The following is a 16,470-nucleotide window of genomic DNA, read 5'->3' on the forward strand; positions in this document are numbered from 1 at the left end:
GAAGTCCACACGACATGTTAGGCTAAGCTTCGACAGCTTTCCAGCCTGCCTCCGCCTTCCGCCAAACGCCCCCCCTAAACCCCACTCACCAGCAACTTGTCGATCCGCCGCCCGTCGAGATCGACCACCTCGAACTTCCACCCCTGCTCGACGAAGCTCTCGCCCTCGCGCGGCAGCTTGCGGAACACCGCGAGCGCAAGGCCTGCGACGGTGGCGTAGTCGCGGTCCTCGGGCAGGTCGATGCCCAGCCGCTCGGCCAGCGCGTCCGCCGCCATCGTCCCCGCGACCAGCAGCGAGCCGTCGTCGCGCTCGACGACGTTGGGCGAATCATCGGGGTCCGCGTTCGACGCGAACTCGCCCGCGATCGCCTCCAGCAGGTCGGCCGGCGTCACGATGCCTTCGAAATGGCCGTATTCGTCGTGGATCAGCGCCATCGGGATGTCCGCGCGGCGCAGCGCGTCCAGCGCGTCCATCGCGTCGATCTGGTCGATCACCACCGGCGCCTTGCGCACCAGCACGCGCAGGTCGAGCGTCTCGCCGCGGAACAGCGCGGCGGCGATGTCGCGCGCCTGAACCACCCCGATCACCGCGTCGATCGATCCCTCGCCCACCGGCAGCCGGCTGTGCGGCGTCCCCAGCAGCGCGGTGCGGATGCCCGCATCGTCGAGCGCGGCGTCGAGCCAGTCGACATCGGTGCGCGGCGTCATCACCTCGCGCACCGGCCGGTCCGCGAGCCGCACCACGCCCGAGATGATCGAGCGCTCATGCTCCTCGATCACCCCCGATTTCGACGCTTCGGCGACGATCAGGTGCAGCTCCTCGGCGGTGACGTGCTCCTCCGATTCCTTGGCGAGGCGCAGCAGGCGGAAGATCAGCGCGCTCGTCGCCTCCAGCAGCCAGCCGACCGGCTTGGTCGCCACCGCCAGCCATTTCATCGGCACCGCCACCAGCGCCGCGATCGGCTCGGGCGAGCGCAGCGCGATCTGCTTGGGCACCAGCTCGCCGATGATGAGCGAGGCATAGGTGGTCAGCGAGATGACGATCGCGAACCCCGCGGTCGCCGCCGTCTCCGCCGACAGGCCCAGCGCCTGCAGCCGCGCCGCGGTCGGCATGCCCAGGCTCGCGCCCGAATAGGCGCCCGCCAGGATGCCGATCAGCGTGATCCCGATCTGGACGGTCGACAGGAACTTGCCCGGATCGGACGCCAGCTCGATCGCCGCGCGCGCGCCGCGCTTGCCGCTGCGCGCCATCGCCTCCAGCCGCGGCTTGCGTGCGGAGACGATGGCCAGCTCGCTCATCGCGAACAGGCCATTCAAGGCGACAAGCGCCAGGATGATGAGGACGTCGATCCAGGGGAACGGCGGTAACATGGGTGCGCCTCCTTTGGCGGCAAACCGCGCGCTCGACAACACTTCTCGTCATTTCCGGTTCAGACCGGATGCGGAACAATCGCCGCGACGACCGGGTTTCCCCAGTCGACCAATCCATTCGACAGACCGATTTTCGAAAAGGAGCCCTTCGATGAAGCTCAACAGACTGTTCGCCACCGCCGCGCTCGGCGCGCTCGTCACCACCTCGGCGTGCACCACCGATCCCGACACCGGCGAGCGCCGCATCTCGAAGACCGCGATCGGCGGCATCGGCGGCGCGCTCGGCGGCTATCTGCTCGGCGACCTCGTCGGCGGACGTCGCGACCGGACGGAGAAGATCGTCGGCGCAGGCATCGGCGGCATCGCCGGCGCCGCGATCGGCGCGTACATGGACAAGCAGGAGCGCGAGATGCGCGCGCGCACTGCGGGCACCGACGTCGAGGTCGTGCGCCAGGGCGACGAGCTGATCCTCAACATCCCGTCGGGGATCAACTTCGCGTACAACAGCGCCGCCGTGCAGCCGCAGTTCCGCACCACGCTCGACAAGGTCGCCAGCGTCCTCGCGGACCGCGGCAACGACCGGACCTATGTCGACGTCTACGGCCACACCGATTCGACGGGTAGCGACGCGTACAACCAGGACCTGTCGGAACGCCGCGCCGCCTCGGTCGCGCAGTATCTCGAGGGCCGCGGCGTCCAGTCCGCGCGACTCGGGACCAGGGGCTTCGGCGAGACCCAGCCGATCGCCTCGAACGAAACCGAGGACGGCCGCGCCGCGAACCGCCGCGTCGAGATCAAGATCGTCCCGATCCCGCAGACCGACGTACGCTGAGGGGCGACTTACACGAACGTCATCCCGGCGAAAGCCGGGATCTCGTCGTCAGGGCCGCCGCCCCGCACCCGATGGACACCCCCGGCGCAGGCAGCGGTCGTTCCGGGCCGGACACAACACCCACCGCGTCATGCCGGACGCGTTCCGGCATCCACGGTTCTGCAAACGCCCAGGCGCGGATACATGCGACACGACGGACCCCGGACCACGTCCGGGATGACGACATGTGTCAGGTACGCGCGACCCTGCTTGAACGACAGAGCACCGCCGCTTGCCGCCCGTCCTACCGCCGCGCCGCGAAGAATTCCCGCAACAGCGCCGAGGCCTCGCCCTCGCCGATTCCCGGAAACACCTCAGGCCGGTGATGGCAGGTCGGCTGTGCGAACACCCGCGCGCCATGCTCCACTGCCCCACCTTTCGGATCCGCCGCGGCATAATAGACCCGTGCGATCCGGGCATGCGCGATCGCCCCCGCGCACATCGCGCACGGCTCCAGCGTCACCCACAGGTCACAATCCTCGAGCCGCTCGCGCCCCAGCATCGCTGCCGCCGCGCGAATCGCCAGGATCTCGGCATGCGCGGTCGGGTCGCGCAGCCGCCGCGGCGCATTCGCCGCGGTCGCGATCACCGCACCCCGGTGCGTGACGACCGCGCCGACCGGCACCTCGCCAGCCAACGCGGCATTACGCGCCGCGTCGAGCGCGCGGCGCATCGGATCGGGGAGTGGAAACATCGCGGCAGCGCTGCCCCACCCCTCCGGCGCGTGTCCAGTCCCTTACGGTGCAGGCGTCGGCGACGCCGCGGGCTTGTCGATCGAGATCGTCGGCACCGCGACGGTCTTGTTCTCGGTGCCGACATTCACCTTGGCGACGTTCGCCTCGAACTGCGGCGCCTGCACCACGCCGGGACGCGTCTGGTCGAAGCTGACGAAGCCGAACAGGATCGCCGCGATCAGCAGCAGCGCCGCGATCCCCACCAGCACCAGAAGTCCACGCATCGTCCGTCCCCTTTTCACACTTGATCGCCACTCGGTTCGTAAGCGTAATAACACGCTTCGCGCGCGCCGGTTGCATCGCGTTCGGCTTGACGCGGCGGGGCATCGCCGTTATCGGCGCGCTCTTTCCGGGGACAACCCGACCCGAAACCAGGATTGAACCGATGTCGCGCATCTGCGAGCTGACCGGCAAGGGCCGGCAGGTAGGAAACAACGTTTCCCACGCCAACAACAAGACCAAGCGTACGTTCCTGCCGAACCTGCAGAACGTCACGCTGATGTCCGAATCGCTCGAGAAGAGCGTGCGCCTGCGCGTCTCGACGCACGGCCTGCGTTCGGTCGAGCACAATGGCGGGCTGGACAACTGGCTGGTCAAGACCTCGAACGAGAAGCTGTCGCTCCGCGCGCGTCGCCTGAAGCGCGACGTGGTGAAGAAGCTGGCCGGCACCACGAGCGCCGCCGCCTGATTCGCAAGGACGCTCCGGCATCACGCCGGGGTCCGACGGGTCCGAACCCGCCTTCCCTCACCGGGCAGGCGGGTTTTTCTCGTCGTCCAGCGCGAATTTGAGCAGCAGCGAGCGCTGAAGCACCAGCTGGTTGTCGTCGGACACCAGCCACAGGATCGTCCGCCCCCGCTCCTGCCGCACCGCGACGCCTTCGAAATTGTCGTGGATCAGCGGCGAATCGAGCGTCGCCAGCACCGCCCCCTTCGCGACGTGATTCGCGCGAATCTCACGCGCGGGGATTCGCACGACGCGGTTCGACCAGCGGAACGGCAGCGCGAACGCCCGTTCCAGCACGATCAGGTCGCCATTGGGCAACGCCGCCGCATCCGACACGTCGTACCGCCCCGGTGGCGCATAGGCGAAGCGGAACGCGGGCGTGCGCACCACGACCGGATCGCCCGCGAACACGAACGCCTCGCGCGTCCCCAGCCGGTCCGCGGCCACGCCCCACCAGTGTCGCGGCGGTACGTGCGACTGTTCGCTGATGACGACGAACCGCCCGTCGGGCATCCGCGCCATCGCCTCCGGCCCGCCATTGTCGTACCAGCCCTGCATCGCGGCGGGATCGACATGCCCGTCGCTCCCCGCGAACCCACGGCGATAGCGCCAGATCGCGTTATAGCCTTCATACCCCACCCACACGCGCCCCGTCGCGCCGTCGATCGCCATCGATTCGGTATCGCGGTCGCGCTTTTCCCAGCCATGGCCCGGCCCGTCGCGCAGATTGCCGAACGCCAGCCCGCGCGGTTTCCAGTCCTCACCCATCCGGAACCGCACGATGTTGCCGCCATCGGTCAGCAGCGTGAACCGTTCGCCGTCGCGCGTCGGCTGCACCGCCAGCGACGAGAACCCGCCGAACGCCCGGTCCCGGCTCGTCAGCGACACCCCGCCCAGGAACGTCAGCCGCCCCACCCGCCGCCGCGTCGGATCGCGCGGATCGAGCACCACCGGCGTCGCGTCGAGTTGCGCACGCGTCCCCAGCAGCGCCAGCCGCTCCTCCCCGGTCCAGCCGGGCACCAGCGCCAGCACGAGCGCGATCGACAGCGGCAGCGAAAAGCGCATCACCGGCTCATAGGCGCTGCGCCGTACGAAGGAAGCCTGAACGCGGGATAACTGAACCCGCGATAACGGGCGCATTCAGCAACGCCTCAAACCGACTCGGGCAGAAGGTCTCCATCGACGGCGGACCCGGGCCACCCGGAACGCCTCCGCCGACAGACGAATCACGGTAAACGGGAGACACCCCATGTCGCATTCGATGTTCAAGACCCTTTCGGTCGCCGGCGCCGCCCTCGCGATGGGTGCGACTGCCCTGGTCCCCGCCGCCGCCGAGGCGCAGCGCTATGGTGGCCCGCGCTACGAGCGCGCGTACGGCAACGCCTATGACGACGGCTACAACCGCGGCCCCCGCTACGACGACCGCCGCAGCTATCGCGGTGACGATCGCCGCTACAACCAGCGGTGCAGCAGCGGCACGACCGGCACGATCGTCGGCGCGATCGCCGGTGGCCTGCTCGGCCGCACGATCGACAGCCGCGGCGATCGTACGCTCGGCACCGTGATCGGCGGCGCCGCAGGCGCACTGGCCGGCAACGCGGTCGAGAAGTCGGGCAATCGCGGGTACTGCCGACGTTGAGGTCCGGTTACGCCGGACCGGTGCGCTTGGCGCACAACCCGGCACGACCGGCGGGTCGGCGCTGACGCCGACCCCACCGACGGCGGCTTCGCCGCCGTCCCGCCACCCCCACCATACCAGTTTCAAGAGATCCCTCGCGTAGCGTACCGAGGGCGCGGGCCCGCTGTCGCAAGACGGCGGGCCCGTTGTTCGTCGCCAGCCAGACGCCTCCAAAACCGAGACAACAGCGGGAGATTTCGAGCGCTACATTTTAAATTACGTTCGGAATGACTACGTTGTTCAATCGCTATCTCGATAGGTGTCCGATGAACCTCCGTCGCAATCTGATCTTCATGCATGCCGAAAAGACTGCGGGTTCCACCGTATTCGCGGCACTGACTACGCTTTTCGCGAACGACGAGATATGTCCGCAGCGTCACGAGCAGATCGCATTGATGCCGTCAGCATGGCTTGCAAGATTTCGCTTTTTCGCGGCGCACGCATCGTTGCGGGATTTCTCGGACGTTCCGCGCCCGGCCTTCCTGATGACGTTCCTGCGCGATCCGGTCGAGCGGACCTTGTCGCTGTATGATTTCTGGCGCTCGTTCTCGATGCAGCATATCGAAGCACACAACCTGTACGGACCGCGCCTGGCGAAGATGATGACGATGGAAGCGTTCTTCGATCCGGCCAACAACTGGCGCACGCATGCTACCAACCGCTACACCGAATTTCTGCTGGGCCCGTCGGGGGATCGATCGGGCAAGGCGCTGCTGAAGGATCCGGGCGCGCGAGCGGAAGCCGCGATCAAGGTTCTGGACACGTTCGACTTCGTGGGAATTTCCGAAGCGATGGACGCATCGTTCGACCGACTGTCGACGCTTCTCGATATCCCGGTCGATATCCTTCCTAGCAGCGTGAACGTGTCGAACCGCAACCATGCGATCGACCCCCACACCTTTGAGCCGGTCGAGCATATGGTGCTTGCGCCCGAAATTCTCGAAACGATCGTCCGGTGCAACGCCAGCGACCAGATCATCTACGACTATGCCGTGGCCAAGATGTTTCCCGATGGCAATCTGGAACGGACCCTGAAGCTGATCCGACTCGACGGCCTGATCGAGCGCAAGGGCCGAGATGCGAACTGGTGTTTCCGTCCGGACGGCGGGATGCTGCTTCACGGGCCCTATATGCGGTTGCGGCCGGGCACGTACGAAGTGACGCTGCGCATCAACGCCGGGCTGTGCGAGGATACGAATGGCGAGGTGGAAGTCGACGTTGTCGCGGACGGGGCCGCATCGACGCTGGTCAGGACGAAGGCTTCGCTTCGCGACCTTGCGGACGGCAGGATGCGCGTCCGGTTCGATCTGGCGCAGGCGGTCAACGACATGGAGATCCGCGTCGTCGATCTGTGCGGCGGTATCCAGTGCGCCGATGCGGTGATGCTGACCCGTCTTTCTACGCGTATCACTCCCGACGGTCGCGCGCTTCCGGAGGTCGCGAGCGCCCCGTCCGCCGACAAGCCTGTTCAACCCCCTGCTCCGCTAGACAAGGAAGACGTCGTCTCGCCTCTCGTGACGATGGATGGCACGCCTCCGGCTACGGAAAAGCGCGGGCTCGGCGCAGCGTCACCGGCCGTCGAACCGATGCGTGCCGAACCGGTACGAAGAGCACGCCCGAAGTCCGCGCAGCAGCCCGTTGCCGCGCCGCCGGTTTCATCGCTGGACGTCGAGCCGACGCTTTCGCCGTCCGCGACGCCCGGTGCACGGACTGTCGGAAAGCGCAGTCGCCGGCCGAAGCCAAGATGATGCGCGCGTAGAAACCGATCCTCCAGCCGCGGGCTATGTGATCCGAGCCGGCTCGGATCGCTGCGACGGATTTCGGGACGGATTTCGGGACGGATTTTGGACGCCGGCAAAGCCGCCGTTAACGCGCCGCCTTGGATCGGGCGCACCCGACCCGCCCGGCCGCGCCGGGCGCTGCGTGGCGGCCTTCCCGCCGCGCAACGGCCACGCACGCGCGGCGCCTGCGCCCGTCAATACATATGTTGCCCGCCATTGATGCTCAGCGTGGATCCGGTCACGAACCCGCCCTCCTCGGAGCAGAGGAACGCGACGCCGCGCGCGATCTCGCTCGCCTGGCCGAGGCGGCCGACCGGGATCTTCGCGACGATCTTCTCCAGCACGTCGGCCGGCACCGCGGCGACCATGTCGGTATCGATATAGCCCGGCGCGATCGCGTTCACCGTCACCCCGGCGCGCGCGCCTTCCTGCGCCAGCGCCTTGGTGAAGCCGTGGATGCCGGACTTCGCGGCGGCATAGTTCACCTGGCCGTACTGGCCCGCCTGCCCGTTGATCGATCCGATGTTGACGATCCGCCCCCATTTGCGCTCGCGCATGCCGGGGAACACCGCCTTCGCCATGTTGAAGCACCCGCCCAGATTGGTGTCCATCACCTCTTTCCACATCTGGTACGTCATCTTCAGGATCGTGCCGTCGCGCGTGATCCCTGCATTGTTGACGACGATGTCGACCGGCCCCAGTTCGTCCGCCACCTTGGCGCAGCCTGCCTGGCATGCGTCGTAATCGCCGACATCCCATTTGTACGCCGCGATTCCGGTCCGCGCGGTGAAATCGCGCGCGCGTTCGTCGTTGCCCGCGTAGTTGGCCGCGACCGTGAACCCCAGATCCTTGAGCGCGACGCTGATCGCCTCGCCGATCCCGCGCGTGCCGCCCGTGACGATCGCTACCCGTGCCATGTCCATCCTCTCCCGTGATTTTCGCCGACGCTACGGAAACCGCACCCAGCCTTCAAGCTCCCGCGCGAGGAGGCCGCGCAACATTTTCATGCCGGCCTCGCTATCGTTCAGACACGACAGGTACGCGAAGTGCGTGCCCCCCGCCGCCTCGAACGTCTCGCGCCCGCGGATGCTCAGTTCCTCGAGCGTCTCGAGGCAGTCCGCCGAGAAGCCCGGCGCGACGATCGCGACCTTCTTCGCGCCCTCGCCAGGCAGCGCCGCGAGCGTCATGTCGGTCGCGGGCTCCAGCCACTTGGCGGGCCCGAACCGCGACTGGAACGCGATGCGCAGCGGCCGCTCCAGCGCTTCGGACAACAGCCGCGCGGTCTTCTGGCAGTGGCAGTGATAGGGATCGCCCAGCGCCAGCGTCCGCTTGGGCATCCCGTGGAAGCTCGCGACGATCACGTCGGGTTCGAAGTCGAGCGCCGCCAGCCCCGCCTCGACCGACGCTTTCAGCGCCTCGATATACAGCGCGTCGTCGTGATAGGGCGGCAGCGTGCGGATCGCGGGTTGCCAGCGCAAGCCGGCCAGGTGCGCGAACGCCTTGTCGTTCGCGGTCGCGGTCGTCGCCGCGCAATATTGCGGATAGAGCGGCGCGAGCAGGATGCGCTCGCACCCCGCATCCTTCATCGCCTGCAACCGCTCCGCGATCGCGGGCCTGCCATAGCGCATCGCCCAGTCGACCATCACCCCCTCGCCGAACGCGCCCTGCAACGCCGCGCTCTGCGCGCGCGTGATCGCCGCCAGCGGCGACCCGTCGTCGCGCCACACCTGGCTGTAGGCGTGCGCCGACTTCTTCGGCCGGGTGTTCAGGATGATACCACGCAGGATCGGCTGCCACGCGATCTGCGGCAGTTCGACGACGCGGCGATCCGACAGGAACTCGCCCAGATACCGCTTCACCGATTTCGCATCGGGCGCGTCGGGGGTGCCGAGGTTCATCAGCAGGACGCCGATCTTCGGGCGCGGGATCGGGGGGTGGTCGGCGGGGATCATGACGGGGTCCTAGCGAAGAGCCGTACCCGGGCGAAGGCCGGGATCGAGTATCGGGCCGCTCGATACCGGGCCCCGGCCTTCGCCGCGATAGAGGACGAACGCACGGCGCGTCAGTTCCCCATCCGCAGCGGCAACCCGCGCAGCCTGACGCCGGTCGCCGCACGCACCGCGTTCGCGATCGCCGGCGCCACCGCGGGCACGCCCAGCTCGCCCACCCCGCCCGGATCGGCCGCGCTCGGCACCAGCTCGACGGTGATATCGGGCGTATCCGCCAGCCGCGGCAGCGACAGGTGCGACAATCGCCGTGCGTCCGCCAGGTTGTCCGCGAACCCGGTCGACGCCCCCAGCGCCTGCGCCATGCCGAAGATCAGCCCGCCCTCGATCTGCTGTTTCACCACGTCGGGGTTGATCGCGCGCCCGCAATCGACCGCGGCGACGATCCGGTCGACGCGCACCCGCTGCGCCTCGTCGATATGCGCCTCCGCCAGCACCGCGATATAGCTGCCGCGCATCGCGTGGCACGCGATCCCCTGCCCGCTTCCCGCGACACCACCGTCCCACCCGCCCAGCGCCGCCGCGGTCGACAGGCACCGCGCCAGCCGCGCGTCGCCTCCCAGCATCCCGATCCGGTACGACATCGCCTCGGTCCCCGCCGCGTGTGCGAGTTCGTCGAGGAAGCATTCGGTGAAGAACGCGGTGTACCCGTCCGCGCCGCCGCGCAGATGCCCCGTCGGCACGCCGATCTCGGCGGGGTGGTGGTCGATCGCATAGGCGGGAATCCGGTACGCCGGCACCGCGCCCGCCATCACATAGCGGTCCCCCCGGTGCGCCACCATCCCGTCCAACGCCAGCGCGACCGCCGCGCCGCTGTCGTGCGCCAGCAGCCGCGCCGCCAGCTCGCGCCCCGTCGCGGGCGCGGCGATCTTCGCCTGCCACCCCAGGATCGCGCCGTTCGCCGCCAGCCGCGCGGACATCCGCGCCATCGCAGCGGGGCGATAACGGTCGTGCATCAGGTCCTCGCTGCGAGACCACATCAGCTGCACCGGGCGCTTGAGCCGGTCCGCCAGGATCGCCGCCTGCGCCGCCGCCCCGGTTTCCAGTCCGGCGCCGAACGATCCTCCGCTGAGCATCGGGTGCACCGTCACCAGTTCGGGCGCGATCCCGATCGCCGCCGCCGCCGCGTCACGCGCCAGCCCCGGCGCCAGCGTCGGCAACCACAGTTCCAGCCGGTCGCCCCGCCGCTGCGCGGTCGCCGCCATCGGCTCGATCGCGGCATGGACGCCCAGCGCGACGCGGTACTCCGCGGTCACGATCCGCGCGCCGGTGAACACGCTCGCCAGATCGCCCGCCGCCGCCATCCGCTCGCCCGGCGCATCGAACGCCGCCGCCAGCGCCGCGTCGATCGTCCCGGTCGACACGCGGTCCCCGCGCGTCTCGAACCGCGGCGCCAGCGCGTCGAGCGCGCGGTTCGCCGCCCACCACGTATTCGCGACCGCCGCGACCCAGCGATCGGTCTCCACCACCGCGACCACCCCGCGCACCCGGTCCGCCGCCGCCTTGTCGGTCCGCATCAGCCGCGTATCGCCGACCGGCCCCGCGCGCACGCTCGCGAACACCATGTCGGGCAGCCGCACGTCGGCGGTGAAGTTCGCGGTGCCGTCCACCTTGGCAGGCACGTCGAGCCGCGGCAGCGACCGGCCGACCAGCCGCCCCTCCTCGCCGATCCGCAGCGGCAGCTCGGCGGGCAGCGATCCGCTCGCCGCCTCTTCCGCCAGCTCGCCGAAACGCAGCTTGCGATCGCCCGACACGACGAATCCGTCCGCGGTATCGCACTTCGCGGCGTCGACGCCCCAGCGCCGTGCCGCCGCCGCGACCAGCAGCACCCGCGCCGCCGCCCCCGCCGCGCGCATCGGATCCTCGAACCGCCGGACCGAAGTCGATCCCGCGGTCAGCATCAGCGCGGTGCGCTCCGCCCGCACCTTGCGCGCGCCAGCGGGCAGCGCATCGAACACCCCCGCGAACAGGAACTCGGCCCCGTCCGGGTTCGCATAGAGCGGGCTGACCGGCGCCGCCTCGACGCCCACCGTCCGCCAGTCGGCGCCCAGTTCGTCCGCGACGATCTGCGGCAGCGTGGTATAGACGCCCTGCCCATGCTCGGTCTGCGGCACCGCAACGACGATATGCCCGTCGGTCCCGATCCTGAGGTACGCGCCATAGCCGATCTCGCCCGGCGCCGCGGCGAGTTCCGCCGCATAGCGCCGCGGCCACGCCGCCCATGCGACGACCAGCCCGATGCCGGCACCGCCGCCGATGAGGAAATTGCGCCGGGTTGTCATGGAACGCCTCTAGCGCGCCTGACCGAGGGAGGGGAGACGCCTTCTTCGCCCCTCCCGCACGCCGGAGGGGCGGTCAGGCCAACTCGCGATACGCCGCGCGCAGCGACACCTTGTCGATCTTCTCGGTCCCCAGCCGCGGCAGCGGCTCTGCGGACAGCCAGATCCGCTGGGGCACCTTGAACGCCGCGATATGCTGGTGGAGGAACGCGATCAGGTCCTCCACCTGGACCGCGCCCGCCTCGCCCAGATGCACCACCGCGCCCGGCACCTCGCCGAACCGCTCGTCCGCCAGCCCGAACACCGCCGCCTCCGCGACCGCGGGATGTTCGTACAGCGCCGCCTCGACTTCCTGGCAGCTGATATTCTCGCCGCCGCGGATGATGATGTCCTTCTTGCGATCGACGATGAACAGGTAACCCTCGGCGTCGAGATAGCCGATGTCGCCGGTCCGGAAATAGCCGTCCGCGGTATAGGCCGCCGCGGTCGCCTGCGGATTGCCCCAATATTCCTCGAAGTTGCACACCGACCGGATGCACACCTCGCCGCGCGCACCCTGCGCCACCGGGCGACCCGCATCGTCGAGGATCGCGAGGTCGACCAGCGGCGCGGACGGGCGTCCCGCCGAATTGGGCTTGGCGATGTAATTCGATCGCCAGTTGCCGGTGCCGACCCCGTTGGTTTCGGTCAGCCCGTACCCGATCAGCGGCGCGCCCTCCATCTCCGCGTCGATCCGGCGGACATGGTCGACCGGGCGCGGCGCGCCGCCGGCCGCGATGTCGGCGACGGTCGACAGGTCGTAGTGCGCGCGGTTCGGGTGCGTCAGCATCTCGAAGCTCATCAGCGGCACGCCGACGAAATAGGTCACCTTCTCCTGCTGGATCAGCCGCATCGCCTCCTCGGCATCCCATTTGGGCATCATCACCAGCCGCCGCGCCATCGCGAAGCTCTGGAGCATCACCGGCACCTCCGCGGTCACATGGAACAGCGGCACGTTGAGCAGCGTCACCGGCTGCCCCTCGGGCGCGGTGCCGTCCTGCTGCGCCAGCCCCAGCATCATCATCGCCTGCGCCAGATAGTTGAACACGCCCTGCGTCACCTGCCGGTGGGTCGAGAGCGCCCCCTTGGACTGGCCGGTGGAGCCCGAGGTGAACAGGATCGTCGCATGATCGTCCGTGCCCACCGGCGGCAGTTCGGTCGCGCTGCCCTTCCCGATCACCGGCGCGAGTGCCTCGGGCAACCGTGCGAGATCGTCGATCGCCACCACCGTCACGTCGATGCCCGCCAGCCGCTTCGCGCGCGGCGCGTCGGCGAAGACCAGCGCACACTCCACATCGCCGATCGCCGCCGCCAGCTCCTCCGCCTGCCACCAGCCGTTGAGCAGCGTCGCGACCCCGCCCGCCATCAGGATGCCCATATATAGCGCGATCCACGACGGCGAGTTGCGCATCGCGATCCCCACCCGGTCGCCCTTGCCGACGCCGTAGCCGGAGACGAGCGCGGTCGCGACGCGCTGCGCCTCGGCATAGACCTGCGCGAAGGTCAGCCGCTCGTCGCCTGCGACCAGGAACTCCGCCGCCGCATGCTCGCGACAGAAATGCGCGAAATACAGGGGCAGCGTCGGCGGCGCGGTCGCGATCACCGGCAGCGTCTGCCCGAACCGCTCGATCGTGCCGAGCGCAGCCTGCCCGGCCTCGCCCGTCAGCACGCCCATCACCGCGTCCATCCGCTGGTCGAGTTCGGTCCGCATCGCTCTCTCCACTTGGTCTTGTTCGTTTGCCCCACTATGCAGACGCGAAACCCAGGGGGAAAGCCTTGATCCTGCCCACTCTCGCCACCGCCGCTGCCGCCGTTCCGGCCGCGGGCGGCCATATCCGCTTCGCCGATCTCGGGCTGCACCCCGACGTCTTCTCGCTCGGGTTCTTCACGTTGCGCTGGTACAGCCTGGCGTACATCGCGGGGATCGTCGTCGGCTGGTGGTATCTGCTCAAGCTGCTCGCGCAGCCCGGCGCCCCGATGGCGCGGCGGCATGCCGACGATCTGGTGTTCTACGCCACGCTCGGGATCATCCTGGGCGGGCGGATCGGCTATGTCCTGTTCTACGCGCCGGGCATGCTGACGCATCCGCTGTCGATCCTGCGGCTGTGGGACGGCGGCATGAGCTTCCACGGCGGGGTGATCGGCACCTCGATCGGCATCATCCTGTTCGCGCGCCGCCACAAGCTCGACTGGCTGCGGATCCACGATTACGTCGCCTGCGTCGTGCCGTTCGGCCTGTTCTTCGGCCGGCTGGCGAATTTCGTGAACGGCGAACTCTGGGGCAAGCCGACCGACGTGGCCTGGGGCATCGTGTTCGAACGCACCGTCGCCTACGGCATGATCGAGCCCGCACGCCACCCGAGCCAGCTCTACGAGGCTGGACTGGAGGGCATCGCGCTGTTCGCGCTGCTGTGGTTCGCATTCTGGCGGACGAAGGCGCGCTATGCGCCGGGCAAGCTCGTCGGGCTGTTCCTGATCGGCTACGGCCTCGCGCGCTTCACCGTCGAATTCTTTCGCGAGCCCGATGCGCAGCTACGCCAGTTCGCCGAGGCGACCGGGCTCCACATGGGCCAGTGGCTGTGCGTCCCGATGATCGCGGGCGGCGTCTTCCTCGTCGCCACCGCCGCGAAACGCCGCCAGCGCGTCGAGCCGATCGCGGGCACCGAAAGCGTCGCCTGAAGAGGTGCGATACACCTGACCCGTTCGTGCTGAGCTTGTCGAAGCACCGTCCTTCCTGGCCACGGCCGCAAAAAAGACGGTGCTTCGAAATACTTGGTGCAAACGGCTCGGGTATCCTCAGAACCCGCTCAGGAACCCCGCCACGTTCGCCCCCAGCGCGTCGACCGCATAGCCCCCCTCCATCACGATCACCGTCGGCCAGCCAGATGCCGCGATATCCCGCGCCAGCACCGCATAGTCCGCGGTCGTCAGCGCGAAGTGCGCGATCGGATCCCCCTCCCACGTATCCGCGCCGAAGCTGACGACGAGCAGGTCGGGCGCGAACGCCGCGATTCGCCCCAGCGCGGTCGCCTGCGCCGCGCGGAAGGCACCGATCGTCGTGCCGTGCGGCAGCGGCAGGTTCAGCGTCATGCCCTCGCCCGCACCCTCCCCGCGCTCGTCCGCATGCCCCCAGTAGAAGGGATAGTCGGTCGCCGGATCGGCATGGACCGACGCGTAGAACACGTCACCGCGCGTCCAGAAGATGTCCTGCGTCCCGTTGCCGTGGTGATAGTCGATGTCGAGGATCGCGACCCGCGCGCACCCCGCGTCGCGCGCCGCCTGCGCCGCGATCGCGGCGGCGTTCAGGTGGCAATAGCCCCCGCAATAGTCGCGCCCCGCATGATGCCCCGGCGGCCGGCACAGTGCGAACGCCGCGCGGTCGCCCGCCAGCACCGCCTGCGTCGCCGCCAGCGCGGACTGCGCGCTCCAGTAGCTCGCGGTCCATGCCTGCGCGGTGATCGGCGTCGTCGCGTCGAACGCATGCGCCCCCAGCAACGCATCGACGCGCGACAGCGCCAGCGGCCGCCGCCCGACGATCGGAAACGCATAGGGGATCGCATCGCCCTCGCGCCCCGCCGCGCGCCACAATCCCGGCGCATCCTTCAGGAATTGCACATAGGCCGCATCGTGCACCGCCAGGATCGGCGCCTCGCCGCGATCCTCGGGCAGCGCCGCGCCCCCGATCGCCGCCAGGATCGCGCCGATGCGCGCTGGCGTCTCCGCATAGTCCGCGAATCCGCCATTGTGGAGTTCGTGGCGCGGTGCGTGCGACGCCTGCGCCGGCGCATGAAACCGCTTCACGCCCGCCGCCCCGCCAGCACCAGCACCGCGACGCCCGCGATCGCCGACAGCACCGATCCGATCAGCACCCCCAGCTTCACCTGCTCGACCAGCGCCGCGTCGCCGGGAAAGGCGAGCCCACCGATGAACAGGCTCATCGTGAACCCGATCCCCGCGACCAGCGCCATCCCGTACAGCTGCGCCCACGTCACCCCCGCCGGCTTGCGCGCGAGGCCCAGCCGGTCGGCCAGCCAGATGCCGCCGAAGATCCCCGCCTGCTTGCCGACGAACAACCCCGCCGCGATCGCCAGCACCACCGGCGCGACGGCTACGCCGCCCAGCGCAACGCCCGCATTGGCGAACGCGAACAGTGGCACCACCACGAACACGACCCAAGGCTGGAGCGCATGTTCCAGCCGGTGGAGCGGCGACGTCGCCCCGCCCTGCGGCGCCATCGGGATCGCCGCCGCCGCGATCACGCCCGCGATCGTCGCGTGGACGCCCGACTGCAGCACGAACAGCCAAAGTACCGCCGCCACCAGCAAATACGGCCACAAAACGCGTACCCCGCGCCGGTTCATCGTATAGAGCACCAAGGTCGCCAGCCCGGCGCCCGCCAGCGCCCCCACCTGCACCGCATCGGTATAGGCCACCGCGATGATCGCCACCGCGCCCATGTCGTCGACGATCGCCACCGTCGTCAGCAGCAGCAGCAAAGCCGCGGGCACGCGCCGGCCCAGCAGCGCAAGCACCCCGATCGCGAACGCGATGTCGGTCGCAGCCGGGATCGCCCACCCCGCCTGCAAGCTGGCCGCATCGCCGATCACCGCCAGATACACCAGCGCCGGCACCGCCATCCCCGCCGCCGCCGCGACGAACGGCAGCCGCCGCTGCGCCGCATCCGCGAGCGCGCCGCCGATCATCTCGCGCTTGATCTCCAGCCCAACGAGCAGGAAGAACAGCGCCATCGCGCCGTCGTTGATCCACAGGTGCACCGTCATCGGCCCCAGCGCCGGCGCGAGCACCGGCCCGGTCTCCCAATGCAGCCAGCCGGCATAAAGCGCCGCGGTCGCAGGCAGGTTCGCCGCGAGCATCGCCAACGCGGCGGCGGCGATCAGCACCACGCCCCCCGCAGCGGGCGCGCGCAAAAGATCACGAAGGCGATCGGGTTCCAAGGGCGTCATCGCGACACCTTAGAAAGCCGAGCC

Annotated in this window: 15 protein-coding genes; 5 read left to right on the plus strand and 10 right to left on the minus strand. The window is 69.3% G+C overall.

Annotated elements, in window-relative coordinates; all coding sequences use genetic code 11:
* Positions 1-74: 74 nt before the first annotated feature.
* Positions 75-1,370: a hemolysin family protein gene (locus ACV7NO_RS01200; RefSeq protein ID WP_463404216.1), complete on the minus strand. Its 1,296-nt coding sequence runs from the start codon at positions 1,368-1,370 to the stop codon at positions 75-77.
* Between the two features lie 151 nt (positions 1,371-1,521).
* Here ACV7NO_RS01200 and ACV7NO_RS01205 point away from each other — a divergent pair, with 151 nt between their 5' ends.
* Positions 1,522-2,202, plus strand: coding sequence for an OmpA family protein (locus ACV7NO_RS01205; RefSeq protein ID WP_463404217.1), 681 nt, complete (start codon positions 1,522-1,524; stop codon positions 2,200-2,202).
* Between the two features lie 283 nt (positions 2,203-2,485).
* On the opposite strand, the gene ACV7NO_RS01210 is transcribed toward ACV7NO_RS01205, so the two are convergent.
* The gene (locus ACV7NO_RS01210) at positions 2,486-2,935 is read right to left on the minus strand and encodes a nucleoside deaminase (RefSeq protein ID WP_463404218.1); all 450 of its coding nucleotides are present in this window, start codon (positions 2,933-2,935) and stop codon (positions 2,486-2,488) included.
* 42 nt (positions 2,936-2,977) lie between these two features.
* Positions 2,978-3,199, minus strand: a complete 222-nt coding sequence (locus ACV7NO_RS01215; RefSeq protein ID WP_463404219.1) for a hypothetical protein — start codon at positions 3,197-3,199, stop codon at positions 2,978-2,980.
* A 161-nt stretch (positions 3,200-3,360) separates the two neighbouring features.
* On the opposite strand from ACV7NO_RS01215, the gene rpmB reads away from it, so the two are divergent.
* Positions 3,361-3,663 (plus strand): 50S ribosomal protein L28, encoded by a 303-nt coding sequence (rpmB, locus tag ACV7NO_RS01220; protein WP_463404220.1) that lies wholly within the window; start codon positions 3,361-3,363, stop codon positions 3,661-3,663.
* A 57-nt stretch (positions 3,664-3,720) separates the two neighbouring features.
* Here the strand turns inward: rpmB and ACV7NO_RS01225 are convergent, their stop codons facing one another.
* Complete coding sequence (locus ACV7NO_RS01225) at positions 3,721-4,764, minus strand: esterase-like activity of phytase family protein (protein ID WP_463404221.1); 1,044 nt, start codon at positions 4,762-4,764, stop codon at positions 3,721-3,723.
* 196 nt (positions 4,765-4,960) lie between these two features.
* Here ACV7NO_RS01225 and ACV7NO_RS01230 point away from each other — a divergent pair, with 196 nt between their 5' ends.
* Positions 4,961-5,338 (plus strand): glycine zipper 2TM domain-containing protein, encoded by a 378-nt coding sequence (locus ACV7NO_RS01230; RefSeq protein WP_463407246.1) that lies wholly within the window; start codon positions 4,961-4,963, stop codon positions 5,336-5,338.
* A gap of 266 nt (positions 5,339-5,604) precedes the next feature.
* The gene (locus tag ACV7NO_RS01235; protein ID WP_463404222.1) at positions 5,605-7,125 is read left to right on the plus strand and encodes a sulfotransferase family protein; all 1,521 of its coding nucleotides are present in this window, start codon (positions 5,605-5,607) and stop codon (positions 7,123-7,125) included.
* 227 nt (positions 7,126-7,352) lie between these two features.
* On the opposite strand, the gene phbB is transcribed toward ACV7NO_RS01235, so the two are convergent.
* From phbB to ACV7NO_RS01255, 4 genes are all read right to left on the minus strand, one after another.
* Complete coding sequence (phbB, locus tag ACV7NO_RS01240; protein WP_463404223.1) at positions 7,353-8,075, minus strand: acetoacetyl-CoA reductase; 723 nt, start codon at positions 8,073-8,075, stop codon at positions 7,353-7,355.
* A gap of 30 nt (positions 8,076-8,105) precedes the next feature.
* On the minus strand, positions 8,106-9,110 hold the full coding sequence (gene hemH, locus ACV7NO_RS01245; RefSeq protein ID WP_463404224.1) for a ferrochelatase: 1,005 nt from the start codon (positions 9,108-9,110) through the stop codon (positions 8,106-8,108).
* 110 nt (positions 9,111-9,220) lie between these two features.
* On the minus strand, positions 9,221-11,446 hold the full coding sequence (locus tag ACV7NO_RS01250; RefSeq protein ID WP_463404225.1) for a xanthine dehydrogenase family protein molybdopterin-binding subunit: 2,226 nt from the start codon (positions 11,444-11,446) through the stop codon (positions 9,221-9,223).
* A gap of 73 nt (positions 11,447-11,519) precedes the next feature.
* On the minus strand, positions 11,520-13,193 hold the full coding sequence (locus ACV7NO_RS01255; protein WP_463404226.1) for a class I adenylate-forming enzyme family protein: 1,674 nt from the start codon (positions 13,191-13,193) through the stop codon (positions 11,520-11,522).
* Positions 13,194-13,258: 65 nt separating this feature from the next.
* On the opposite strand from ACV7NO_RS01255, the gene lgt reads away from it, so the two are divergent.
* Positions 13,259-14,161 (plus strand): prolipoprotein diacylglyceryl transferase, encoded by a 903-nt coding sequence (gene lgt, locus ACV7NO_RS01260; protein WP_463404227.1) that lies wholly within the window; start codon positions 13,259-13,261, stop codon positions 14,159-14,161.
* A gap of 117 nt (positions 14,162-14,278) precedes the next feature.
* Here the strand turns inward: lgt and ACV7NO_RS01265 are convergent, their stop codons facing one another.
* Both ACV7NO_RS01265 and nhaA read right to left on the minus strand, forming a co-directional pair.
* Complete coding sequence (locus ACV7NO_RS01265; RefSeq protein ID WP_463404228.1) at positions 14,279-15,283, minus strand: histone deacetylase family protein; 1,005 nt, start codon at positions 15,281-15,283, stop codon at positions 14,279-14,281.
* Positions 15,280-16,446, minus strand: a complete 1,167-nt coding sequence (gene nhaA / locus ACV7NO_RS01270; protein ID WP_463404229.1) for a Na+/H+ antiporter NhaA — start codon at positions 16,444-16,446, stop codon at positions 15,280-15,282. The genes ACV7NO_RS01265 and nhaA overlap by 4 nt, the downstream gene beginning before the upstream one ends.
* Between the last annotated feature and the right edge of the window lie 24 nt (positions 16,447-16,470).

This window comes from Sphingomonas sp. Ell38C01, from assembly GCF_055231975.1.

Bases quoted from the DNA above. Each gene is read 5' to 3' on its own strand.
- ACV7NO_RS01200 (WP_463404216.1), bottom strand. From the start codon at position 1,370: ATGTTACCGCCGTTCCCCTGGATCGACGTCCTCATCATCCTGGCGCTT.
- ACV7NO_RS01205 (WP_463404217.1), top strand. From the start codon at position 1,522: ATGAAGCTCAACAGACTGTTCGCCACCGCCGCGCTCGGCGCGCTCGTC.
- ACV7NO_RS01210 (WP_463404218.1), bottom strand. From the start codon at position 2,935: ATGTTTCCACTCCCCGATCCGATGCGCCGCGCGCTCGACGCGGCGCGT.
- ACV7NO_RS01215 (WP_463404219.1), bottom strand. From the start codon at position 3,199: ATGCGTGGACTTCTGGTGCTGGTGGGGATCGCGGCGCTGCTGCTGATC.
- rpmB (WP_463404220.1), top strand. From the start codon at position 3,361: ATGTCGCGCATCTGCGAGCTGACCGGCAAGGGCCGGCAGGTAGGAAAC.
- ACV7NO_RS01225 (WP_463404221.1), bottom strand. From the start codon at position 4,764: ATGCGCTTTTCGCTGCCGCTGTCGATCGCGCTCGTGCTGGCGCTGGTG.
- ACV7NO_RS01230 (WP_463407246.1), top strand. From the start codon at position 4,961: ATGTTCAAGACCCTTTCGGTCGCCGGCGCCGCCCTCGCGATGGGTGCG.
- ACV7NO_RS01235 (WP_463404222.1), top strand. From the start codon at position 5,605: ATGACTACGTTGTTCAATCGCTATCTCGATAGGTGTCCGATGAACCTC.
- phbB (WP_463404223.1), bottom strand. From the start codon at position 8,075: ATGGCACGGGTAGCGATCGTCACGGGCGGCACGCGCGGGATCGGCGAG.
- hemH (WP_463404224.1), bottom strand. From the start codon at position 9,110: ATGATCCCCGCCGACCACCCCCCGATCCCGCGCCCGAAGATCGGCGTC.
- ACV7NO_RS01250 (WP_463404225.1), bottom strand. From the start codon at position 11,446: ATGACAACCCGGCGCAATTTCCTCATCGGCGGCGGTGCCGGCATCGGG.
- ACV7NO_RS01255 (WP_463404226.1), bottom strand. From the start codon at position 13,193: ATGCGGACCGAACTCGACCAGCGGATGGACGCGGTGATGGGCGTGCTG.
- nhaA (WP_463404229.1), bottom strand. From the start codon at position 16,446: ATGACGCCCTTGGAACCCGATCGCCTTCGTGATCTTTTGCGCGCGCCC.